The organism is Thermoanaerobacter thermocopriae JCM 7501 (genome assembly GCF_001310975.1).
Classification (GTDB): Bacteria; Bacillota; Thermoanaerobacteria; order Thermoanaerobacterales; family Thermoanaerobacteraceae; genus Thermoanaerobacter; species Thermoanaerobacter thermocopriae.
Window position 1 is genome coordinate 1 of record NZ_BAZY01000024.1, and the last position, 22,716, is coordinate 22,716.

The 22,716-nt window shown below is 32.0% G+C and carries 25 protein-coding genes and 6 pseudogenes; 24 read left to right on the plus strand and 7 right to left on the minus strand.

The window, feature by feature from the left end; all coding sequences use genetic code 11:
* The first annotated feature begins 265 nt into the window (after positions 1 to 265).
* From JCM7501_RS09160 to JCM7501_RS14975, 14 genes and pseudogenes are all read left to right on the plus strand, one after another.
* Positions 266 to 703 (plus strand): hypothetical protein, encoded by a 438-nt coding sequence (locus JCM7501_RS09160; protein WP_028992723.1) that lies wholly within the window; start codon positions 266 to 268, stop codon positions 701 to 703.
* Positions 704 to 833: 130 nt separating this feature from the next.
* On the plus strand, positions 834 to 1,898 hold the full coding sequence (locus JCM7501_RS09165; protein ID WP_028992724.1) for a hypothetical protein: 1,065 nt from the start codon (positions 834 to 836) through the stop codon (positions 1,896 to 1,898).
* Positions 1,882 to 2,385: a hypothetical protein gene (locus JCM7501_RS14950; protein ID WP_256201341.1), complete on the plus strand. Its 504-nt coding sequence runs from the start codon at positions 1,882 to 1,884 to the stop codon at positions 2,383 to 2,385. Before JCM7501_RS09165 ends, JCM7501_RS14950 begins: the two co-directional genes overlap by 17 nt.
* A complete protein-coding gene (locus JCM7501_RS14955; protein ID WP_256201343.1) occupies positions 2,340 to 3,008 on the plus strand; it encodes a hypothetical protein in 669 nt (222 codons plus the stop codon). The genes JCM7501_RS14950 and JCM7501_RS14955 overlap by 46 nt, the downstream gene beginning before the upstream one ends.
* Positions 3,009 to 3,010: 2 nt before the next feature.
* Positions 3,011 to 3,688: an ABC transporter ATP-binding protein gene (locus tag JCM7501_RS09175; protein ID WP_013150188.1), complete on the plus strand. Its 678-nt coding sequence runs from the start codon at positions 3,011 to 3,013 to the stop codon at positions 3,686 to 3,688.
* 615 nt (positions 3,689 to 4,303) lie between these two features.
* Positions 4,304 to 4,459, plus strand: a complete 156-nt coding sequence (locus JCM7501_RS14960; RefSeq protein WP_154653797.1) for a hypothetical protein — start codon at positions 4,304 to 4,306, stop codon at positions 4,457 to 4,459.
* Between the two features lie 693 nt (positions 4,460 to 5,152).
* Positions 5,153 to 5,485 (plus strand): hypothetical protein, encoded by a 333-nt coding sequence (locus JCM7501_RS09180; RefSeq protein WP_054644855.1) that lies wholly within the window; start codon positions 5,153 to 5,155, stop codon positions 5,483 to 5,485.
* A gap of 1 nt (position 5,486) precedes the next feature.
* On the plus strand, positions 5,487 to 6,266 hold the full coding sequence (locus JCM7501_RS09185) for an amidase domain-containing protein (protein ID WP_054644856.1): 780 nt from the start codon (positions 5,487 to 5,489) through the stop codon (positions 6,264 to 6,266).
* Between the two features lie 76 nt (positions 6,267 to 6,342).
* On the plus strand, positions 6,343 to 6,618 hold the full coding sequence (locus tag JCM7501_RS09190; RefSeq protein WP_054644857.1) for a hypothetical protein: 276 nt from the start codon (positions 6,343 to 6,345) through the stop codon (positions 6,616 to 6,618).
* A 266-nt stretch (positions 6,619 to 6,884) separates the two neighbouring features.
* Positions 6,885 to 7,871: an ABC transporter ATP-binding protein gene (locus tag JCM7501_RS09195; protein WP_028992727.1), complete on the plus strand. Its 987-nt coding sequence runs from the start codon at positions 6,885 to 6,887 to the stop codon at positions 7,869 to 7,871.
* Between the two features lie 53 nt (positions 7,872 to 7,924).
* Positions 7,925 to 8,575, plus strand: a pseudogene (locus JCM7501_RS15950) (ABC transporter permease); the annotation flags it as partial.
* An 87-nt stretch (positions 8,576 to 8,662) separates the two neighbouring features.
* Positions 8,663 to 9,421 (plus strand): ABC transporter permease, encoded by a 759-nt coding sequence (locus JCM7501_RS15955; protein WP_028992729.1) that lies wholly within the window; start codon positions 8,663 to 8,665, stop codon positions 9,419 to 9,421.
* A 484-nt stretch (positions 9,422 to 9,905) separates the two neighbouring features.
* On the plus strand, positions 9,906 to 10,217 hold the full coding sequence (locus JCM7501_RS14970) for an ATP-binding cassette domain-containing protein (RefSeq protein ID WP_028992731.1): 312 nt from the start codon (positions 9,906 to 9,908) through the stop codon (positions 10,215 to 10,217).
* A gap of 14 nt (positions 10,218 to 10,231) precedes the next feature.
* The gene (locus JCM7501_RS14975) at positions 10,232 to 10,759 is read left to right on the plus strand and encodes a hypothetical protein (RefSeq protein WP_232192624.1); all 528 of its coding nucleotides are present in this window, start codon (positions 10,232 to 10,234) and stop codon (positions 10,757 to 10,759) included.
* A 300-nt stretch (positions 10,760 to 11,059) separates the two neighbouring features.
* On the opposite strand, the gene JCM7501_RS14980 is transcribed toward JCM7501_RS14975, so the two are convergent.
* The gene (locus JCM7501_RS14980; protein WP_256201345.1) at positions 11,060 to 11,233 is read right to left on the minus strand and encodes a hypothetical protein; all 174 of its coding nucleotides are present in this window, start codon (positions 11,231 to 11,233) and stop codon (positions 11,060 to 11,062) included.
* Between the two features lie 27 nt (positions 11,234 to 11,260).
* Positions 11,261 to 11,413: a hypothetical protein gene (locus JCM7501_RS14985; protein ID WP_245599109.1), complete on the minus strand. Its 153-nt coding sequence runs from the start codon at positions 11,411 to 11,413 to the stop codon at positions 11,261 to 11,263.
* 301 nt (positions 11,414 to 11,714) lie between these two features.
* Here JCM7501_RS14985 and JCM7501_RS09230 point away from each other — a divergent pair, with 301 nt between their 5' ends.
* The 4 genes and pseudogenes from JCM7501_RS09230 (at position 11,715) to JCM7501_RS09245 (ending at position 14,878) form a co-directional block, all read left to right on the plus strand.
* Positions 11,715 to 12,401 (plus strand): DUF969 domain-containing protein, encoded by a 687-nt coding sequence (locus tag JCM7501_RS09230; protein WP_004405083.1) that lies wholly within the window; start codon positions 11,715 to 11,717, stop codon positions 12,399 to 12,401.
* A 3-nt stretch (positions 12,402 to 12,404) separates the two neighbouring features.
* Positions 12,405 to 13,361 carry a DUF979 domain-containing protein gene (locus JCM7501_RS09235; RefSeq protein WP_028992733.1) on the plus strand — a complete coding sequence of 319 codons (957 nt, stop codon included), beginning with the start codon at positions 12,405 to 12,407 and terminating at the stop codon, positions 13,359 to 13,361.
* A 26-nt stretch (positions 13,362 to 13,387) separates the two neighbouring features.
* The gene (pcp, locus tag JCM7501_RS09240) at positions 13,388 to 13,996 is read left to right on the plus strand and encodes a pyroglutamyl-peptidase I (protein WP_013150195.1); all 609 of its coding nucleotides are present in this window, start codon (positions 13,388 to 13,390) and stop codon (positions 13,994 to 13,996) included.
* A 196-nt stretch (positions 13,997 to 14,192) separates the two neighbouring features.
* Positions 14,193 to 14,878 (plus strand): annotated as a pseudogene (locus JCM7501_RS09245) (Crp/Fnr family transcriptional regulator).
* 67 nt (positions 14,879 to 14,945) lie between these two features.
* Here JCM7501_RS09245 and JCM7501_RS09250 read toward each other — a convergent pair.
* Positions 14,946 to 15,451, minus strand: a pseudogene (locus JCM7501_RS09250) (type 1 glutamine amidotransferase domain-containing protein).
* Positions 15,452 to 15,680: 229 nt separating this feature from the next.
* Positions 15,681 to 15,731, minus strand: coding sequence for a hypothetical protein (locus tag JCM7501_RS15650; protein ID WP_304650802.1), 51 nt, complete (start codon positions 15,729 to 15,731; stop codon positions 15,681 to 15,683).
* A 209-nt stretch (positions 15,732 to 15,940) separates the two neighbouring features.
* Here JCM7501_RS15650 and JCM7501_RS13020 point away from each other — a divergent pair, with 209 nt between their 5' ends.
* Positions 15,941 to 16,330, plus strand: coding sequence for an oxidoreductase (locus JCM7501_RS13020; protein WP_407701865.1), 390 nt, complete (start codon positions 15,941 to 15,943; stop codon positions 16,328 to 16,330).
* On the opposite strand, the pseudogene JCM7501_RS09255 reads toward JCM7501_RS13020, so the two are convergent.
* Positions 16,221 to 16,772 (minus strand): annotated as a pseudogene (locus JCM7501_RS09255) (oxidoreductase); the annotation flags it as partial. The gene JCM7501_RS13020 and the pseudogene JCM7501_RS09255 overlap by 110 nt on opposite strands.
* Between JCM7501_RS09255 and JCM7501_RS09260 the strand changes: the two are divergent.
* The 3 genes and pseudogenes from JCM7501_RS09260 to JCM7501_RS09270 all read left to right on the plus strand — a co-directional run.
* Positions 16,773 to 17,162 (plus strand): annotated as a pseudogene (locus JCM7501_RS09260) (FAD-dependent oxidoreductase); the annotation flags it as partial. It abuts the pseudogene before it with no gap.
* Between the two features lie 11 nt (positions 17,163 to 17,173).
* Positions 17,174 to 17,770, plus strand: coding sequence for an alpha/beta fold hydrolase (locus JCM7501_RS09265; RefSeq protein WP_013150199.1), 597 nt, complete (start codon positions 17,174 to 17,176; stop codon positions 17,768 to 17,770).
* A gap of 126 nt (positions 17,771 to 17,896) precedes the next feature.
* Positions 17,897 to 18,112 (plus strand): ATP-binding protein, encoded by a 216-nt coding sequence (locus tag JCM7501_RS09270; protein ID WP_013150200.1) that lies wholly within the window; start codon positions 17,897 to 17,899, stop codon positions 18,110 to 18,112.
* 22 nt (positions 18,113 to 18,134) lie between these two features.
* Here JCM7501_RS09270 and JCM7501_RS09275 read toward each other — a convergent pair whose 3' ends face one another.
* Entirely contained in the window at positions 18,135 to 19,367 is a 1,233-nt protein-coding gene (locus tag JCM7501_RS09275) for a M48 family metallopeptidase (protein ID WP_028992737.1), read from the minus strand.
* Between the two features lie 125 nt (positions 19,368 to 19,492).
* Here JCM7501_RS09275 and JCM7501_RS09280 point away from each other — a divergent pair, with 125 nt between their 5' ends.
* Entirely contained in the window at positions 19,493 to 21,181 is a 1,689-nt protein-coding gene (locus tag JCM7501_RS09280; protein WP_028992738.1) for a B12-binding domain-containing radical SAM protein, read from the plus strand.
* 153 nt (positions 21,182 to 21,334) lie between these two features.
* Positions 21,335 to 21,859, plus strand: a complete 525-nt coding sequence (locus JCM7501_RS09285) for an O-acetyl-ADP-ribose deacetylase (protein ID WP_028992739.1) — start codon at positions 21,335 to 21,337, stop codon at positions 21,857 to 21,859.
* A 35-nt stretch (positions 21,860 to 21,894) separates the two neighbouring features.
* On the opposite strand, the pseudogene JCM7501_RS09290 reads toward JCM7501_RS09285, so the two are convergent.
* Positions 21,895 to 22,703 (minus strand): annotated as a pseudogene (locus tag JCM7501_RS09290) (undecaprenyl-diphosphate phosphatase).
* Between the last annotated feature and the right edge of the window lie 13 nt (positions 22,704 to 22,716).

The window sequence follows — 22,716 nt, forward strand, 5'->3', positions numbered from 1 at the left end:
TAAAATTTATAGTGTATATATAATAATTCGACAAATGGGAGGGGAAATCCTACATAAAAGATAAAAAATTCAAGAGTGATAGGAAAAAAATATGTCTGCAAAGTGGCTTAAATGAAGGCTTCTGAATTTTGCACAAGTCTATTTCGTAAATGGATAAAAGGTGATAGCGATAAGAAATATTGTAATAGACTTTTATTTGAATTCGACATTAGTTCATTAAAGCCCCCCTTGAATTTTATAATATTTCAGAAGGAGATGAATGGTGATGAACAAGAAAATAACAAGCCTATTTGTAATTCTTTTGATAGTTACTTTTACTACTTCTGCATATGCGGCAATTACTACGATTGTATATCAGTCAGGTCCAAATCTAGTTAAGTCTACGGAGTACTATCAATACAAATACGTTGGTTACATTCAGTTGAGCTCTGCTTATAATGATAATGGTTGGAGTAGACTACGAGGCTATATAAGGTATTATATTCCTAATACAGATAAAGATACTGGTAGATGTTATACTGACTGGTCGCTAAATGGGGAACTCGTCAGTAAAGAGATTACTTTTTATGATACCTTAAATCCCTTTGCTGAAAAAGTACGGTTTGAATATGGATTTGACTCTGTACCATATGGTAGCGGAATTTTACCATTTACTATATCTACACCAATGGTGGAAGTTTTTGAAATAAAAATTGGTAAATAAGACAAACCACTTGTTTATTACACTTGGCAGATAAGAGTGTTTTAAAAGGGGGCTTTTTATAGGGCTTTCCGGTTCGGAGAAGACAACATTGTATATGTTGTAGTTCATATAATGAGAGGAGAATTAAAAAATGAAAAACAAATTTATACTTTTCACACTGACTTTTATTTTTTCTGTAGCATTTATCATTTTTTCTTTGTTTACATATTTCAGAGCAGATACGACTTTAAAAAATCCTTTGGGGCTTAGTGAAAATTTTGTCGAACTTCAAATTTCTCCTCCTTTTGACCCTCAACTGGCCTTAGACGTTGAAATAGCCCATAAAGTCAAAGAGGAAATGTATAAAATTGTTAAAAATAAAAATATCGTAATGGTATATTGGGACATAGAGGATGTTGGACTTGGTTTATATGATCCAATAAACTTTTACAAATCAAACTTATTAAAAGAAGGGGACATGTTTTCTACTGTGTCTGTTAAAGACATAATCATAAAAGAAGATTCTTATTCTTATGATTACAATGTAAAAAGATTAGGTAGAAATTATATTGAGGACATGATAGAAGGCAAAAAACTAAACATATTAGGAGTATACGACTCAAGACATCCCCTGTATGACAAAACTCATGAGTATATATACAACTATTTTAGCAAGGCTAATAATATTTTTGGCTTTTATTATTTTGATTCTAATTCAAAAGAAGAAGTAAATCAAATTGTTAGTGATATTCAAAAAATGCTGCAAAAATACGGGTATTTATATGACATTACTGATGAAGGGTTTTACAGGGGCAATCTTAAAAATATTATCTCTTCAATGCTGCTTTCTAAAATTTATTTGCCTGTGTTTATAGCCTTTATTTTCGTGTGCGTAAATTTGTATTTTTTCTATTATATACTTTTACATAATCAAAAAAAAGTTATGATTATACATTCAATATTTGGAGCAACAAATGTAAAGCTTTTGGCAAGGTATACAAGAGAAATATTGAAGTACTTATTTTTAAGCTCTGTGCTAGTTGCAATTTTTTACAAACTATTTTTTGCCAGTACTGTTTATGATGTTTCGATCAAAACACTATCAATTGTCGTATTGGCAAATGTCTTATTGGGATATGCAATATGGTTTTTGGCTTTTTTAACTGTTGGCTACAGGTTAAACCGAAAGGATGGAGTATATGATTACGCAATTTAAATTGGCTTTTAAAGATGTTAGGAAAAACAAGTGGAAAATTCTTTTATTTATTTTCCAAATGACAATTTTTTTGTTTTTTACAATTATAATTTTAGAGCAGTCTGTACAGCTGAGTTATTACAGCAAAACACTGAGGATTATAAAAAATAACAATATAATCTTTTTTAAAGATTACTTAAACAACTGGGAACCTCCTTTTATTGACAAGGAGATATATTATTTTTTTGAAAATTTCTTTGATAGGAGTGGTAATGCGTACTCCGTAATAGAAAATGCAGGTACTACAGAATTTTCACAAGAACATCCCGATGCGAAAATAGTTATAGGGGTTGGGAATTTTGATAAAATTTTTGGCGTTGATAAATACAAAGATACAGAAAAACCCTTATACATTTTTATAGGGTCTGATGTAAAAAGCTCGAGATTGGAGATGAAATTAAATTGGGAATTTTTAATAGGCAAACGTACAAGGTTGATGGCAGATTAGAAAAGGGAGAGGGTTATATAAATAAAGGCAGATATAGAAGTTTAGACGACAAAGTGCTTGTTTTGACTTCATCAAGAGAAGTAGCAACATTGTACCAAGTAGGAGGGTTTCTTGAGTTAATACAAAATATTCATATTACAAAATCGGAGGAAGGCGAGATTGATAAAATTGTAGAAATGGCAAATAAGACCAAAAAAATTACTTTAATTCCTGAAAAATTGAATTTAAGAAATATAGTTGAAAAGGGCTATAATGAGGATTTCATAAATTTTATATTTTTTTCAAGCTTTCTTATAAGTATGGGGATATTCATAATAGTTGGATTGGTTTCTTTCCTTTATATAATGATAGATCGCAACTTTACAGAATATGTTGTTCATCAAATATACGGGGCTACTAAAAAAGATTTGTATTTGCGCGTAACTATTTTTGTGGTTTTGGTTGTCATTTTGCCATTAGCTATGTTTTTAGCTATACCTAATATCCTTTTATTGCCAAGCACTAAGTGGGTATGGTGGTTTGTCTTTACGTTTTATTTTATAACAATATTATTTGTATCCATTTTGTCTGTTGGGAGATTGAACAAAAAGGATTTGACAGCATTTTTTAGGAGGGACAATTAAATATGCTTATAAAAATAGAAAATGTAAAAAAAGAATACATAAGTGGAAAGATAAAGAATGTGGTTTTAAAGGGAGTATACTTAGAAATAAATGAGGGAGAAAAGATTGCTATAGTAGGACCTTCAGGCTCTGGCAAAACAACACTTCTTAATATAATAGGATTATTACTTCCCGCAACAGAAGGGGAGGTTTACTTAGCTGGGAAAAGAGCATCAAGTTTAAAGGAAAAAGAAAGGGCAAAACTAAGAAATAAATTTTTTGGTTATATATTCCAGGAATTTCTCTTAGTAGAAGAAGATACAGTATTTCAAAATATAGAAATACCTCTTTTGTACTCTTTGACAAAGAAGACAAAATCAGAGAAAAGAAAAATGGTTGAAGAAGTTTTGGAAAAAGTGGGTTTGGAAGTTAAAATAAACGAAAAGGTCAGGAACTTATCAGGAGGAGAAAGGCAAAGGGTGGCAATAGCAAGAGCTATAATAAATGACCCTGAGGTAATACTTGCAGATGAACCGACAGGTTCGTTAGATGCAGAAAACGGGGAAAAAATCGTAGACATTTTGGAAAGTTTGGTAGATAAGGGTAAAACTTTATTGATTGTAACACATAATGAAGCTATTGCAAAAAGATGTGACAGGATATTCAGAATAAAGGATGGATATGTGGAGATAGAAGAGTAATACGGTTTTGATTATTTTTTAACACCTCATGCCGATTCAAATCGACTTGAAATTTTTACTATGCATTATATAATTAAGGAAGAAATATGTAAAGGGAGGAGAGGATGAAAAAGCAACCTAAATAATAATTTTTTGGTGTTTATTATTTTGATGCCCTCATAGTACTTTAACATAGGGATGTGCAAAATTAATTAAAATAATCATAATCAAAAACCAAAATATGTATGACATACAATATATAGTAATCAAAACTGACAATCAAACATAAAGAAAGTGATAAGGGGAAAGAAAAGACAAAAAAGGGGCTAAAAAAGGGCATAAATTAAATTCTCAATCTATAGACAGCTAGGATTTCCTCTTTCTTGAAAAATATTTTCATGCGGTATATATAATAATTCGACAAATGGGAGGGGAAATCTACATAAAAGATAAAAAATTTAAGAGTGAACAGTAATTACTCCATGGAGTATATTGGTGATCATTATGTTGCTGCTTTTAACAACTCGCCAAATCATCCTGAAAAAAGACTCTTTTCCAATTAGATCCTAGTTGGATACCGAGTAGTTGGGCTGACTATACAACTTTAACATTTAGCTTTTGAGGAGGTGAATTGAAGTGAAAAAAGGAAAAACTTTAATTTTAGTTAGTTTGAGTGTTTTTCTGATATTTACACTAGATAAAGGGGAAATAATAGCAGAAGGAAAACATGAGGAATTAATAGAAAATTCAAGTAGATATAAAGACATTATTTTAAGCCAATTGAGTGCTTAAAAGTTTTTGAGGCAACGAAACGTTAGGGATTGCCTGTGCCCACAATTTACCTGTGGGGAATTTTGTTTCTTGATGAAAAATTCTGCTATTCAACCCCGATTCAAATCGGGTTGAATTTAAGTAATTTAATGATATGATGAAAGTGGAAGGAAAATATTAGAGCGGAGAGTGATGGGAGGATGAATAGATCAGATAGTACTTCATTCGATTGTTTTGCCTAGATGAATTAACACAAGCCAGTGAGATGATAAAGGAATGTAGAAAATGTTCTTATTGCTTTTTGAGGCTTGTCATAATCAAAAGTTTAATGCCTTTATCAAGGTGACGGGATTTATTTAATTTAGAGAATCAATGAAAACGGTTTTAGAACATTCATTAAAGTGTTTTCCAAATCTTTCTGTAACAGGTGCTATAAGGTTTTATGACCTTCAAAAATTTTGGGCTTATCTAAGACATCTCTGGAAAGAGGAGGTGAAGATGTTTTTATAGATTTTTCGAAATTTTTTTGATGCTGAGCAGATTAATGTAGAGAACATGGTTGAAACTGAGATGATAGAAGTAATTGTAGAACCAAAGTAAAGTTTCTTCCTAGTTGGGTATGGATGCAGTGTAGCATCCCAGCGTGCAGTTAATGTTATTAACTAGTTTGTGTGCAAACCTATATTATAGGGAGAACAAGGAGGGGTGAATAATATGTCAATGGTAAGAAAAAGCTTGGTAAAACATATTGTGTGGCTTCTAGTGGTAGCTATTATTATCTACGGTGTTGGAATTAAAAGTAGTGTTATTAAAGCAGGAGACAATGACCTCAAATATCAGGGGGAAATAGCAAATTTTATTAAACAATGGATTGTAAATAATTGGTGCTATTATTATCACGTAAATAATGTAGATGTTGAAATTATTGATTTAAAAAAGTCAGGAGATAAAATTGAAGGAATTGCTAAAGTATGCGTTGTTAAAGTATTGAAAGCACAAAAAGTTAGTGAATTACCTTATATCAAAGGAATGTTAAAAAAAGGTTAATATGTCTGATTATGATGATCAACTTCAAAAAGAGCATAAAATCAATAAAGTAGTAAATGCTAATAGTGGCGTACTTACAAAGGAAAAAGCACAGAGGGTAGTGAAGGTCCTAGATGATAAATACGCAGAACTTAAAGGATATATTGGAGTTCCTGATGAATCGTATATGATATTAAAATTTGAGGCAGAACTTAGAGGAAATAATATTGAAGAGAATAGGACAAAGTTATATGCAGAACAAATGAATACGTTTGTACCGGCAGAGGAATTAATTCCAAAATCCCCTGCAGAATATGAAAATGTAGGATATAAAGAAATGGAGAGTAAATTAATTGAAGAAGGAACTTTTGCAGTAGCAACTTTATATCCTTATTATGATAGATTCAAAGCAAGAGATTATGCGAATACCTGGACTTCAAATGCAACCACTTATTGTCCCCATAATATTGCACTACAGGATATTACTAAATGGAATAATGCTAAATGGCCATACTATGACTGCTTCTGTCATAATGATTGCGCAGATTATGTTTCTCAAGCGCTAAATGCCGGTGGTATACCTATTGATCCGGGTAAATGGGAGAGATTGAAAGATAGCAATAATAATTGGGCATGGACATATGTTCCTGGTTTAAAAAATTATATGCTTAATCAAAAAGGATATTGGAAAATATCAACGTGGGAAAGTGCAGCAGCAGGTGGTGTTATTGTGATCCCAGATTCGCATGTAATAATGATTGTAAAAAACGATACTTACAGTTCCTGCAGAAGTAGATATTGATAGTATAAAACTTAAGCCAATCAACAATATCATAGAGTATCAGAAGAAATATGCTTCAGAAACATTGAAATCAGCCATGCCGGTTAATATAGAAATTTTGGGGAGCTATGAAGATATTTTATTTGTAGGTATTCAAATGGTGAAGCCCACCGAGCTTCCAGAACTCTATGTTTTTGCGCTAAAAGATGGGCAAATGATGGGACTTTTGCGAAGGACAGAGAAAGGGATAGAGCTAATAGACCAAGAAAATAAGGTAGTGGAAACATACGACATACCTAGAAGTAGTAGTTTTGGCGGAGGAAGGTATATCATTTTTCCAAATACAAGTGGGACAGATAGCGTGATGAATTGAGACTTAAAAATTATTCTTCTGCAATTGGAAATTAAAGTTGTAGGGTTGGAGGAGGATTTTATTAATTTTTTAATTTCTGTGTGATAAAAATATTGTATTCTTTGTTTTTTATTTTAATTACAGCCGTTTTTTGTGATTGGCCTTTTAATCTTTGATATAGCAGATAAAAAAGCTAAGAGGAAAGGGATTTTGGGAATGTACCAGGATTTTACACTTTATAGCATCCAAAACAATAGTTCGATTGAACTTTTTAAAGGGAGAGGGTCATGAATCCCCAGATAATTATTAAAAATGTCAGCAAAACTTACAAAGTGTACATAAAAGAAAATGGCGTGGTAAATACAGTTAAAAGCTTTTTTAAGCGAAGGTACGAGTACATAGAAGCAGTAAAGGGCATTTCTTTTACTGTAAATCAAGGGGAAATACTTGGACTAATTGGTCTTAACGGTGCAGGGAAAACTACTACTATTAAATTAGTATCTGGCATTATTAAAGCAGATGAGGGTATTATAAGAGTGTTGGGAGAAGACACTTTTTTACGAAGCAAAGATTACAGAAGAAAAGTATCATTAATAATGGGACAGAGTGGTCAGTTAGATCCAGACTTAACTATTATTGATTCTGTAAAACTTTTTGCCTCCATTTACTCTATTGACAAAAGAGAAGCAATTTCAAGGGCAAAATCAATGGCAGAAGAATTGGGCTTGTCAGAAATAGACCTGCAAAAACATGTCAGAACCCTTTCTTTAGGACAGAGGATGAAGGGTGAATTAATATTATCATTCCTTCACCTGCCGGTAGTTATCTTTCTTGATGAGCCTACAATTGGATTAGATTTTATCACCCAAAGGGCAATTAGAAACTACCTAAAAAATTACAAGAGAAAATACAATGCATCAATAATACTTACAAGCCATTACATAACTGATATTGAAGATTTATGTGACAACATCTATATACTCCACAAAGGTCAAGAGCTATATTACGGAACAATTGAGAAACTGAAAAGTATGATTCCCGACATCAGAAAGGTTAGATTTAACGCAAGCAATTGTGCAGTTGAAAGAATCAGCAAATATTATAAAGTAGAAAAAGCAAGCGAAGAACAAGAATATTTCATCAGATTTAGTCCAGAAGAAACGATAAATGTAATGAGAGTTTTGTCAAATGAGGCTGAAATTTCAAATATAAATTTTCACGATGATACTCTCGATATTATCATAGAATCATTGTATAAGGGTGCAGAAAAATGAGGACATTGTATGTTTTCATGGGATATTTTGACTACTCAATAAAAAGACTCTTAATGTATAGAATTTACCTTATAGGAGAGCTTTTAAGTTCCCTAATTGTACCAATCCTAATAAACTTCTTTCTCTGGAGGTCTTTAATTGAAAGAAATCCCATAAATTACACTCTGAAAGAAATGATGATTTACATTGTCATTTCTAATGCAATACTTCTATTTACAGAAATTCATGCTGAACATGACATTGAAAAGGATATAAAAACTTACAGATTTGGGCAAAAGCTTTTACTTCCAGTAGGTTATCTGACTAGTATTTCATACAGTCACATATCTTCAAGCCTTGCAAGGTTTGCAATTTTATATATGCCAATAATTATTGTGCTCTCAATTTGGGCAAAAATTGAAATCCCAGCAAACCGGCTGTTATACTTACCTTTAGCGTTAATTTTGGGCTTTTTACTCAATGCTTTATTTTCCTTTATAATAGGATTGTTATCTTTTTGGCTGACAGAAATATGGGGCATAGCTGCCATCAGAAACTTACTGACAGGTCTTCTTTCAGGTGCCATTTTCCCTTTAGACCTTTTGCCTGGCATTGAATCAATTATGCTAATGACTCCCTTCCCTTATATGACGTATATCCCGTCAAAGCTTATATGCGATGCTAATTTTGACATTAAAATAGTAAATAAAGGATTGCTTATTTCACTAGTCTGGGTGTTAATACTTGGTTTCATTGTTTTTTTACTTATGAAAAATGGATTAAAAAATACACCTCTCATGGGGCGTGAAAACATGTTAATAGAATCTATAAGATTTTCAATTAAAAAAGCAATTCAATATAGAGCAAATTTGGTAAGCTGGTTTTTGGCAGACTTATCTTTATACACTGCGACATTTTTAGGCTATTACCTGCTTACTCAAAAAATTGACGTTTTTGGTGATTACAATAGACAAGAAATTCTTTTTTATATAACCTGCTTCTTTTTAGTAAACAACTTATATGCAATTTTCTTTGCAGAAGCTGTTTCCAAGTTTGGACAATCAGTTTTAACAGGGTATTTTGATTTACTAAAACCACAGCCTCTCATAAAATACATTGTACTAAAAAACCTAAATTTTCCTGCAGCTCTTTCAACCCCCTTGTTAATATTTCTAAATATATGGTGTATGAAAATATGTGGAATTAAATTAACAATAGCTTATATCATTTCAATTTTCAGTGCTTCTATTTTAATGGGACTTTTATTTTTCATAGTATACAGTTTCACCCTTTTTGGCTTAAGGTCTGAAGCAATTTCAGCGATAGTCCTGCAGCTTTTAACAGTTGCAGAAAAACCTGACACGGTTTTCCCGAAAATTGTTCGCAATTTGCTCATATATGCAATTCCCATTTTCTTATTTAGTGCAATTCCTGCAAGGATTGCCCTTGGTAAGAGCAATGTATACGAGAGTATATGGTGTTATTCATCTCCCTTATTATATTATTTGGTTTTAAAAGTTATCCTTTACCAAGGGCTGAAAAAATACCAGTCGACAGGAGGAGAAATATGAACAAAATTCTAGAATATCTAAAATATTATAAAAACAATAATACTCTTTTAACAGGAGGGGGAAAGATATTTGACATTATAACAGAACATTACATTGAAAAAGGAATACAACCCTCGTATCCTTTGTACCTAAGCTTATCTGTTACATCAATGTGTAACGAACAGTGTCTTTTATGTAGTTCTATGTCTAAAAAATTTCGGAGTGGGGAGGTTGATAAAGCTAATCCTTTGCTAAAAAAAACGCTTACATGAACTGTTAGAGAATACTCCTCCGGTTATTTTCATTTTGTCGGGTGGAGAGCCATTATTGTTCCCGACTAGGTGCAAGGAGTATTTAGAAATTTTTATAACGCAAACGTAATAGTTGGACTTTTTTCAAATTTAGCTTTGAATCTAGATCAATATTAATTGAAATAATCTCAAAGGGAGGGTTAGGAAGACCAAGCATCATTAGGGATAACATTGGATACTGCCCTCAAAGTATTTTGTATTTTCCTTCGCTTACTGTTAAAGAAACAATTGAAGTTGCTTTGAAATTTAAAGGGGTAAAAAAAGAGGAATTATCTCAAAAAGTTGATAAAATGCTGAAAGAATCAGGGCTTGAAGGGTTTAAAAGCTACGCAGGGTATATGCTATCTTCTGGTTTGATGAGGATGCTATTACTAAACATACCAATTGCGAGAGAAACTCCAATTCTAATACTTGACGAGCCCACAGCTATGGTTGATATAATTTCAAAAACCCAAATTTGGGAGAGAATATACCAATTAAAAATGAAAATAGAAGGGGTATTTTAATTGCAAGTCATGATATGAACGAAATAAAATCCCTTTGCGATAGAGTTTATGTAATGGTGAAAGGCAAAATTATAGCCGAAGGGTCCCCCGAAGAAATTTCAACTTTAATGAAAATGCCTGTAGAAATGACTTTTATTCTTTCGGATGGAGAAAAAGTTGAGTTAATTTTAGAATTTTCACTTCCAGTTAGCTTTACTAAGCACGGGAGCGTATTTGATGTTTCATTTGAGTACTTGAATTATAACTCCACCATGTCTGTGAACATAAAAGAAATAGCTCTTTCACTTGCTCTTACTTATATCATTTTTACACTACCGGTAATAATATCGTCATATATTTCTGTAGTATTTGCCAGTGAAGTAAGTGCAGGCTTTTTAATAGTTGGCATAATACTTTCCCTTGTAGTGATTTTACTTATTGGGACTTTCTTGGGGCTTTTGATTAAAAACGTATTTATAGCACAGGGGATTATGCCTTTGTTGTCATGGGTATTTTTGCTTATTGCTCCTGTGTACTATTCAGTAGAGCATTTAGATCCATAGTAAAAAATTAAAACTCAAACATGAACTTATTTTAAAAGCAACTCAGGGCCTTGATGGCGCTTTTGCAGAACAGTATGTGAATATTGTTAGAAAACTTTGTTATAATAATCTGGAAAGATTTGTAGATGTACTCAGCACTTTAGAAGATAAACAGGCATTAAGCATCAAAAGTTCTCCTTTCAGATTTTAAAAAGTGCTCCTACCATTTATTTTACAATTAAGGTAACAAAATGTAAAGTTATATAATAAAAAATTAACAAACATTGGTGATAGGTTTTCGGCGGAAAGAAATTTTAATGTTTATATGACTACATTTTTTCTTCCTAATTTATTTTTTACTGCTAATGCGTTTACCCTGTAATTAACACCTGTAATTGCGTATAAGTCTTCATAAATAACAGATAAGTCATTGTAAAATTTCTCTTCAGCAAAATATTTCTCGCATTTTTTTAAGAAATCTATAGGCCTCCTCAAATTCTTTATTCAAGTATTTTATATGACCTAAATGCTGAGTAAAGAAGCATTAATGCTTTCTGAAAGTTCAATAACTTTTTCATACATACCGATATTAAAATAAAGAATAATCTCTTGAATTTTAAACTTGTGATAAAGTTCAGCGACATCTTTGTAACTATTCTTAGCTTTTCCAAGCACTTCAAAAGCTTCTTTAAATTTATCACTGTACCTTAAGGTATTTATATAGTTTAGGTAGCATTTTCCAGCCTCTAAATGATCGCCCTGAAACTCAAATTAACCTACGTGCTTTTTTATTGCTCCAAGTTGCTGTAATAGTTTAAGATAGAAAAATTTATGCAAGTTTTTCATGGCAAATAAGTTTACAGAATTTGCAAATAATTATAACTAAGAGTTTATAAAATTGTAGCTGTGGCAACAGTTTTATTTTATGCATTGTGATACAATTCATAAAAATAAATTCTTTATAAAGGGGGATATTATGATTAAGTTAATTGGTATTTTAATCATTATTATCGGATTTATTTTGAAACTCGATACTTTAGCAGTGGTTTTAATAGCTGGTATTGTAACTGGCATGATGTCAGGAGTACCTTTTCCTAAGATTGTGGAAATTTTAGGAAAAGCTTTTGTGGAAAATAGATATATGTCCATATTTATTATTTCATTGCCTGTAATTGGAATACTTGAAAGGTATGGCCTACGCGAAAGGGCTGCTTATGTAATAGAGAAAATACAAGCAGCTACGGTAGGGAAAGTAACTGCATTATATTTAGTACTCAGGACATTAGCAGCAATGTTTGGCTTAAGGCTAGGTGGACATGTACAGTTTATACGGCCTTTGATACTTCCTATGGCAGAAGGAGCAGCAATAAATAGATATGGGGAAATAAAAAGCGAGGACCACGAAACCATTAAGGGCTTAGAAGCTGCAGTAGAGAATTATGGCAATTTCTTTGGACAGAATGTGTTTGTTGCAGCAGGAGGAGTTTTGTTAATTGTTGGCGTATTAAAAGAATTAAACTATACCGTAGAAGCTTTGGATATTGCAAAAGCGTCAATACCTATTGCGTTAATAATAATGGTGGTTGGTACTTTGCAGTTTTTCTATTATGACAAAAAATTTGACCAAAAGTATAGGGATAAAAACAATAAGAAGGAGGAATAATGGGTGCTTAAGGATGCTTTAACTGAAATACTATACATTATGATGGGTATAGTATCTTTTTACTCAGCATATGCTACACTAAAAGAAAAAAACCATCCTTCAAAAATTCCTACTGCTTTATTTTGGGGAATATTAGGAATAATTTTCGCATTTAGCCGAATAGGCTTATTGTGGGGCAATAAAAGCATTTATATACCTGATATATATATAGGATACATGGTTATTGCATTGACTTTACTATCTGCATTTCGATTAGTCAAAGTTGGAAAATTTGACGAATCAAGCTCAGAATTTAAAGATCAAATGTCACAAAAAATTGGCAATTTAATTTTTGTTCCAGCTTTGGCTCTTGGCATAGTTACGTTTATTGTTGCTCAAATATGGACTAAACAACTTGGTTCACTTGTGGCTTTTTGGATATCAACTGTAGTAGCTGCAATTTTAGCATTGGTGATTACAAAAGGGAAAGTTAAAGAAATGGCAGACGATGGTAGAAGATTACTTGAAGTGGTAGGACCAGTAAACATTTTACCACAACTGCTTGCTGCTTTAGGAGCTATTTTTACTGCTGCAGGAGTAGGCGATGTGATCGCAAGTGGGATAAAAACAATTATTCCTCAGGGTAATATACTTTTGGGAGTAATTGCATATTGTGTAGGAATGGCTTTATTTACAATGATAATGGGAAATGCTTTTGCAGCTTTTGCAGTTATTACAGCGGGTATTGGAATTCCTTTTGTAATAGCTCAAGGAGGAAATCCGGTGATAGTAGCAGCTTTAGGTATGACAGCAGGATATTGTGGAACTTTAATGACCCCAATGGCAGCGAATTTTAATATTGTTCCTACTGCAATATTGGAAATGGAAGATAAGAAATATGGAGTTATAAAATATCAAGTTCCCGTAGCTATTGTCATGCTTATTGTTCACATAGTGCTAATGTATTTTTGGGCGTTTTAATATTTTTATGAAAGGGTGATGTGTAAATGAAAATACTCGTAACAGCTTTTGATCCTTTTGGAGGGGAAAATATAAACCCTTCATATGAAGTATTAAAAAACTTGAAAGATAATATAGAAAATGCTGAGATAATTAAGATTCAAGTTCCTACTGCTTTTTATCTTTCTGTTGAGAGGGCAATAGAAAAAATAAAGGAAGTTAAGCCGGATGCAGTTCTGAGTATTGGACAGGCTGGCGGGCGATATGATATAAGTGTGGAGAGAGTAGCCATCAATATCGATGATGCTAGAATTCCAGATAATATAGGGCAACAACCAATTGATACCCCGATTGACCCTAAAGGAGCTCCCGCTTATTTTGCGACTATTCCAATAAAAGAGATAGTTGAAGAGATAAGAAAAGAGAATATACCGGCATCAATTTCTAATACAGCAGGTACGTATGTGTGCAATCATCTGATGTATGGAATACTTAATTATGTTCACAAAAACAGCTTAAACATTAAAGCGGGTTTTATTCACATACCTTATTTGCCAGTGCAAGTTTTAAATAAACCTAATACTCCTTCTATGTCTTTGGGGGATATGGTGAAAGCTATAGAAATTGCTATAAAAGTAATTGCGAAAAATAATTGATAAAAGCATGGGGATTTTATTCTCCATGCTTTCTGAATATTATAAAAGTAAAAAGAGAATAATTTATAGAAATAATAGTTTGGAAATAGTATAATTAATTTTAAGGTCGACTTTTTTAAAAATATTGCAAAAATAGTGAAATCGTTGGTGTGGTTTTTATTGTTTTAAACAGGAAAGAAATGGGAGCTGAAAGGGGATGTCTATAGGTTCGGTATATAATGAAATGTTTGATATAAAACGGCAGGAAGAGATGAGGAAGTTTTTCCTTAATATAGCTATACAGGGATATAAAAAGAGTTTTTTGAAAAATGAAACTATAGTAATTAATGATAGCAAAACGTATATTGCCATAATAACGAAAGGGTTGATAAAACAGTTTATTTCAAATAAAAATGGAAAGATAAAAGTTCTTTATTTGTTACAACCAGGGGAAATATTTGGAGAATTTTCCTATTTAGGAGGAGGATTTGATTTAATTGAAGGTCAAGCTATAAAAGATAGTGAAGTATCTATTATTTTCGAAGATAAATTAAGTTCTATTCTGGAAACAAATCCTGATATGTATAAATATATTGCTCATAGCATGAGCAGAAAATTTAGAATTGTTACTATGCAGATGAGCGATTTAATTTTCAAAGATTCAATTGGAAGATTGTGCGATTTTCTAATTAGATTATTTTATCAGCAAGGTAAGAAGATTAAAAAGGCTACATAATAGATATTCCTTTAACCCATGAGAATATTGCCAATTTAATAGGATGTGATAGAGTAACAGTTACAAAAGGACTAAATAAGTTAAAAAAAGAAGGTTTAATTGAGGTAGATGGAAAAAAGATTATAATAAAAGACCTTTACTACCTTGAAAAGTATATAGATTCATAACATTTAATCGTGAAATAATAAGTTGCGAACCCCGTCACTTATTAGGGGGTTCGCAATAAAAGTATAATTATTTAACCTTTTCAATTATAGCTTTTACAAAAGCTACTAAATCGTTAGGAGTTCTGGAGGTTATTAAATTTCCATCTACAACTACTTCTTCATCTACATACTGGGCTCCTGCATTTATTAAATCATCTTTTATTGAGAAAAAGCTTGTAACTTTTTTTTCTTTTAAATTGCAGGCGGAAGCATAATCCATGGTCCATGGCAAATAGCTGCTATGGTTTTTTGCAGTTTGTCCATTTCTTTGACGAAATTAATAGTGTCATTACATCTTCTCATATGATCAGGTGAATAACCGCCGGGGATTATTACTGCATCGTAATCTTCGGCTTTTACATCTTTAGAAGCATGGGTGCTTTTCATTGGATATCCATGTTTTCCTGTATATACTTTGTCTTTTTCTGGACCTATTAAATGTACTTCATATCCCTCTTCTTTGAGCCTATAGTATGGATATAGTAGTTCTGGCTCTTCATACATATTCTCAATTAAGATAGCAATTTTTTTCATAAGAATTCACCTCTTAGAATTTTTATATTTAACATTATTATAACATTTATGGCAACCTATGTCAAGAATTAAAATTGTAAACAAAATTCTCTATTGTTTCAAAAACCTCTCGAGTACTGCTTCATCTTCTCGAGAGCTTCATCTATTAATGAGGAGATTCTTTTAGCATATTCTTTTAAAACTTTTCCTGCATAAGTTGATGAGTTTTTTATTTATTCTTTCAAATATTTTATGTTATGGACGGTTGAGTCATGCAAAGTTTTTTGGCGGCTTTAGACATACTTCCTTCTTGGCAGACAGTTAAAAAAAATTTTTAATTGGCGTAAGTTCACATTATCACCTCATAAGTTTGTACTTATGGGTATTATAAAATTATACTATTTTACTTATAATGATACAAGAGGTACAATATTAATTACGAAAGAGGTGATAAATATGCTATTGAAAGAAGGTAAAATAGGAAAGATTAAGTTAAAAAACAGACTAATTATGTTACCGACTGTTACAAATTTATCAAACGAAGGCTTTGTAAGCGAAAGAGAAGTGGAATATTATAAAAGAAGGTCAAAAGGTGTTTCATTGGTCATTGTAGGTGCGAGTTACGTAAACAAATTAGGAAAATTTTTCATAAATCAAATTGGAATAGATGACTATGATAAAATAGAAGGCCTTAAAAGATTATCGGAAGTCATACGTCAAAACGGTGCAAAAGCTGGTATTCAACTTGCAATGCACAATCCAAAATACAAGCCATCAGATTTTACAAAACAACAAATACGGCTGCAGACATACCTGCTGGTCCTCCGCCAATTACAGCTATATTTAAAGGTTTATCGGTCTTTACTTCAAATTCCTTTTCTCTTCCTACCTCTGGATTAATCATACAAGAAACAGAAAGCCCTTTTTGAATGTATGCAATACACGCCTGATTGCAGTGAATGCAATACCTAATATCCTCTTCTTCTCCTTTTATCAACTTTTCAACTAAATCAGGGTCTCCTATGAAACCACGCGCTATCCCTATAAAATCAGCTATACCATCTTCTAAAATTTTTTCCCAGTCGTAAACACTGCCCAGCTTATCAACTGCTATGACAGGTATAGTCACATTTTCTTTTATCCTCTTTACAACTCCAATCAAAGGCCTGTCCTCAATTCCCATAGGAGAAATATGATATTCCGATGTGAAGATACATCTCCCGATATATCTAAAGCATCAGCACCATAACCTTCAAGCAGTTTTGCAAATCTTACACTCTCATCAATTGTAAAGCCTCCATCTGTAAAATCATTGCCATTAATCCCTGCAAATTACTGTCATGGTGGAGGACTTACTGGCCTTGAGACAGCCGAATACCTTGCTGAAAAAGGGAAAAATGTGACGGTTTTAGAGATAAAAGAAGAAGTTGGCGAAGGGATATACCCAATGGTTAAAAAACTGCTTTTAAATAGATTAAAAGACCTGAAAGTGAATATAATCAAAAATGCTTTAATAAAAGAGATATCTGGCGGAAAACTTATGTATACCTCTAATGACACATATAAAGTGGTCAAAGTGGAGGATATAGTTTTAGCAGTTGGAAATTTACCTGATACTGAATTTGAGGAACTGAAAAATGAGGACAGATATTATTTCATTGGCGACTGCAAAACTGTTGCTTCTGCAGTAGAAGCGATAAGGGATGGAGCGGAGCTTTCACTAATTATATAGAGGTGATTCAAATGGTTATAAAAAGTGAGTATGTAGTTATAAAAGGAAGAAAAATCTATTATTTAGAAATGGGTAAAGATGACAGTAAGGAGACGGTAATTTTATTACACGGAAAAAGGTACAACGCCTATGATTGGATAAATTCAGGAATAGCTGAAAATTTATCTAATGAAGGGTTTAAGGTGATATGCCTCGAGCTTCCCGGATATGGTTCTTCTGAAGAGTGTGATTTGGAAAAGGAAGAGGTTTTATTAGAATTTGTAAAAAACTTAAATATATCTTCTTTTCATCTTGTAGCTCCCTCTTTTAGCGGGGAAATATCTATAAAATTTACTCTCAAATATGGCAATTTGCTTAAAAGTTTGACAATTGTGGACAGTATAAATGTAGATAAATACAAAGAAAAATTAAATGAAATATATGTGAAAACATTGATTGTATGGGGGAAGAAGGATGAAATTGCACCCTATGAATTTGCAGAGATATTAAAAAATAATATTAAAAACAGTACATTGTTTGTGTTTGAAAATTTGGGACATACCTGTTATTTTGATGATGCAAAAAAGTTCTCTGAGGTGTTAATAAATTTTATAAAGGGCTTAAATTAAAGAGGCTGTCTTTAGGATGGCCTTTTTTTATGCCTTTAATATGTTGACAAATATAAAATTTTGTGTATAATGTATACATGATATCCTAAACAGAGGGGGAGTATTTTTTATAATGGAGGTAGAATCATGAGAGTAGCAAGAATCAATGAAAATATATGCGACAGGTCACCTTTTTGTCCAGCAGCAATGAGTTGTAAATTTAAGGCTTTTAAAGTTACGTTTGGAGGGGCATTTAGGATAAACATAAGTATTGATGAAGAAAAATGCACAGGGTGTGGTGTTTGTACGAGATATTGTCCTCACGGTGCAATTGAAATGGTTGAAAAAGAAAAAGCTTCATAAAAATAAGGCACACTTAAGTGCCTTATTTTACATTTACCTTTTCTACCAATTTAATCCTATGCATTGCAGAAGGATGAGAATAAAAAAACCATTCTATAAAAGGTGGCGGAGCTACATCCGATAAGCTTTTTCTAGCAAGGTCAATTTGAAGTTTTATTACAGGTTCTTTATTATGAAGGTATTCTACAGATAATAAATCTGCTTGTTTTTCCATCTGCCTTGATATGTAATTTTGTATTGGGTTAGTATCAAAATTTATAAGCAGTACAAACAAATATATCATTGCTAAAACTGCAGGAGTCATTCTTTTACCATGAGGGAGAAATAAGCTTGAGTGAATTAAAATATTAAGAAAATATAGACTTATTACAAGTCCCACTATGCTTATTAACATACTTTTTAATACGTGGTTTTCTTTCCAGTGTCCTGCTTCATGGGCTATAACTGCCTTTATGTCCTCTTCTGGATAATTTTTTAGTAGTGTATCATACAATACAATCCTACTTGTCTTCCCAAATCCATAAAAGTAGGCGTTGGCAAGAGTAGTCCTTTTACTTGCATCCATTTCTTGAATCTTATCAATTTTTATTCCTGCATTTTTTGATATTTCCTTTACCATGTTTATTATTTTTTGGTCTTTGATTGGGGTAAATTTATTAAATAAAGGTGCTATAAAAGTAGGATAGACGTAAATTTGCACAAACATAACTATTGTTAGAAAAATGGCGGCACTTAACCACCAGTTATTAGGCCACTTGTTTAGAGCTGCAAATAAGAGCAATGCCCCTATTGAGGAAAAGGTAAAATCTAAAGCCGCGCTTTTTAAATAGTCGTTCCACCAAGAAGCTATTGTCTGCACAGAAAATCCCCATTCTACTTGAACAGAATGGCTTAAAAGGCTAAAGGGTAGAGATATTAACCTTAAAATTACCCATAAGGCAATGAAATATAAAAAGACATTCACATAGTATTTACCTGAAGCTAATTTTTCGGTATAGTATGAAAGCTTAATAGCATTATTCCCAAATACAAACCATATCAAAAAAATTGTTTTTGTCAAAAAGGAAGTTATGTAAATTAATCGATTTATTCTATGATATTTTTGCGCTTTTGCTATTTCTGCAGGAGTAAAGTATTTGTAGACTTGATCAGATGTATTTCCTGGAAATAATGTATAATAAAGGTATAGAGTAGAGAAAATTGTGGTTATCAATATAAGTATTAGCCAAAATTTGTTGAATTTTATAAAAGCCATAGTCTTCAATCCTTTCACAAAATTTTACTTAACAATATTATATTACAATACGAAAATTATTTGCTTTTTTGTGCAAATGTTTATATTATATATTTGTAAAATGTAGTAAAATGCGAGGGATATATATGAGAACACTTCTTGTAGGAATCAATGCAAAATATTATCACACAAATCTTGCTATAAGAAATATAAGAAAGTTTTGTCATCCTTATGATATAGAGATTTTTGAAACTACTATAAATGATAGTACAGATTTTATGCTAGAAAGTGTTGTTGAAAAGAAACCAGACGTAGTAGGTATATCTTGTTACATATGGAATATAGAAATAGCATTAAATTTGGCTGAAAATATAAAAAAAATTCTTCCGAAGACAATATTAGTTTTAGGAGGGCCTGAAGCTTCTTATGATGTAGATTATCTTTTGTCAAAAGGCTTTGTAGATTACATAGTTTTGGGGGAAGGGGAAATTGCTTTTAAAGAATTACTGGAGGCGTTAGAAGGGAAAAGAAATATAAAAAATGTTTCAGGAATTAGTTACAAATTTAATGGACAAGTAATAATTCAACCGCAAAAAGATTATGTCAATTTAGATGAAATTCCCATATCTTATGAGGGAGAGGAAGACTTGAGCAATAAACTTGCATATTATGAAACTTCAAGAGGCTGTCCTTTTAAATGTGCTTATTGTCTTTCTTCTATTGATAACAAGTTGAGATATGAAAGCATTGAAAAAGTGGAAAAAGATTTAAAATGGTTTGTGGATAAGGGAGTGAAAATATTAAAACTTATTGATAGGTCTTTTAATGCAAACAGAAAAAGGGCAAAGGAAATTTTAAACATTATGAAAAAAATAGGTGGAGATATTGTATTTCACTGCGAAGTTAACCCTGAGCTTGTAGATAAAGAGTTTATAGAAGAATTAAAAGGGTTGGAAAAAAGAATACAGTTTGAAGTAGGAATTCAGACTACAAATAAGAATAGCTTAAAAAAGATATCTCGTACTACTGCCGTTGAAAAATCCTTGAGAGGAATAAAACTGCTTAAAGAGGCGGGAATAAAACTGCATGTAGATTTGATAGCGGGACTTCCTGAAGATAGCTTTAAAACTTTTAGTGAAGCTTTTGATGACGTGTATAATTTAAAACCTGATGAAATACAGCTGGGATTTTTAAAAGTTTTAAAAGGTACCCCTTTAAAGAGAAAAGTAGAGGAGTTTAATATAGTTTATAATAGCAAACCTCCATATGAGGTCTTATATACAAAGGATATTAGTTACCAAGAGTTAGTTATTTTAAAAGGTATAGCATTTCTTTTGAACAAATACTATAATTCCGGTAAATTTAAAAAAGCTCTTGAATATTTGGAGAATAACTTTAAAAGGCCGTTTGACTTTTATCTTGAATTTTATAAGTATTGGAAAGAAAACAAGCTATTATATACAAATCATTCATTAAAAGCTTTATACGATATTTTGTATAAATTTTCTATTGAGACACTCGATGTTAATGAGGATTTAATAAAAGACATTATAAAATTTGATTTTTTGTATTTTAATGTTGCCAAAGATTTACCTGATTGTGTAAAAGAAAAATATGAGAAAGGTCAAGAAATTTTTAAAAAGTATCTTAAAGATGAAAATTGGTTGAAAAGAAATCTTCCACAAGCTGTTGGACTTTCCAATCTTGAATTGTCAAAGAGAGTGACTTATGAATTTTTTAAACACGATGTGACAGCAGATTTTAAAAAAGAAAATTTAATAATAATTTTTCTTCATGGAGAAGAACAAACTTATTATGCAAAATTAATTTTGTGAATTTGTTTTTAGAGGTAAATTGGTTACTTTGATAAATCTTTTAGAAAAAAGGGAATAAATTTACGGAAAATATGAAAACACAATGTCGTGAAAATATCAGTTTTTTGTGATATAATTTTAAGCGTAAATAAAAATTAAAATTAGGGTGATGAAATGAAAGAGAGAATAAAATTAATAAAGGGGAATATTGTGGATCAAGAAGTAGATGCTATTGTGAATGCTGCGAATTCTTCTTTGTCTGGAGGTGGTGGGGTAGACGGAGCTATTCATAGAGCGGGTGGCCCTTCTATCGCTGAGGAGTGCAGAGTTATAAGAGAAAAACAAGGGGGTTGTCCTACAGGTCATGCGGTTATAACTGGAGCAGGTAATTTAAAGGCTAAATATGTGATTCACGCTGTAGGACCTATTTGGAAAGGCGGCAATCATAATGAGGATAATTTATTAGCAAGTGCTTACATAGAAAGCCTTAAATTGGCGGATGAATACAATGTAAAAACTATAGCTTTTCCCTCTATAAGCACAGGAGCTTACGGTTTTCCTATAGAAAGAGCGGCAAAAATAGCTTTAAGAGTAGTATCTGATTATCTTGAAGGTAGCGACATAAAGGAAGTGAGATTTATACTTTTTAGCGATAAAGATTATGAAGTGTATTCAAAAGTCTATGAAGAACTGAGTTAAAGAGAGATAGACCAACATACGGCCTATCTCTCGATTTATTTTACTATTTTTTGCGCTACCAGTAATATCATCAATACACCTACAACTAATCTATAATAAGCGAAAGGTTTTAAAGAGTGCCTGGTAAGATAAGATAAGAATTTATCGACGACAAATAAAGCTGTTAAGAATGACATGATAAAGCCTACTGTCAGGGCTTCCCATTCCAATAAAGACATGGCGCTAAAGCCTTCAAAAGAGAAAAAATCGTTGCAGCAAACATTGTAGGTATTGCTAAAAAGAAGGAAAATTCCGCTGCAGCTTTAACTGACAATCCTGCGAGCATACCTCCCATTATAGTAGACGCCGACCGTGACATTCCTGGAAACAGGGACATAATTTGGGCTATGCCTATTAACAAAGATTTTTTTGTATCTACTTTGTCCATGTTGTCAATTTTATACCTTTTTCCGAAAGCATCTTCTATAACTATCATCATTATTGCACCTACGATAAGGGCAATTGCTACAGTGAAGGGCGAAAATAAATGCTCTTCAATGTATTTGTGAGTAAGTAGTCCTATGACAGCTGCTGGTATAAAGGCTATAAAGATTTTGAACCACAAATTAAATCCCCAACTTCCGGGTTTCAAATTTTTAAGAGAAGCAAATATTTTTTTTCTGTAGTAGAATACAACTGCTAAGATAGCACCCAATTGAATGACGATTTCAAACATTGTGGCGAAGTTGCCTGTAAAATGTATAAAGTTGCCTACGATGATGAGATGTCCTGTGGAAGAAATGGGTAAAAATTCAGTTAATCCTTCCACTATTCCCATTATAAAAGCTTTAATTAATAGTTCCATTACCATACCCCTT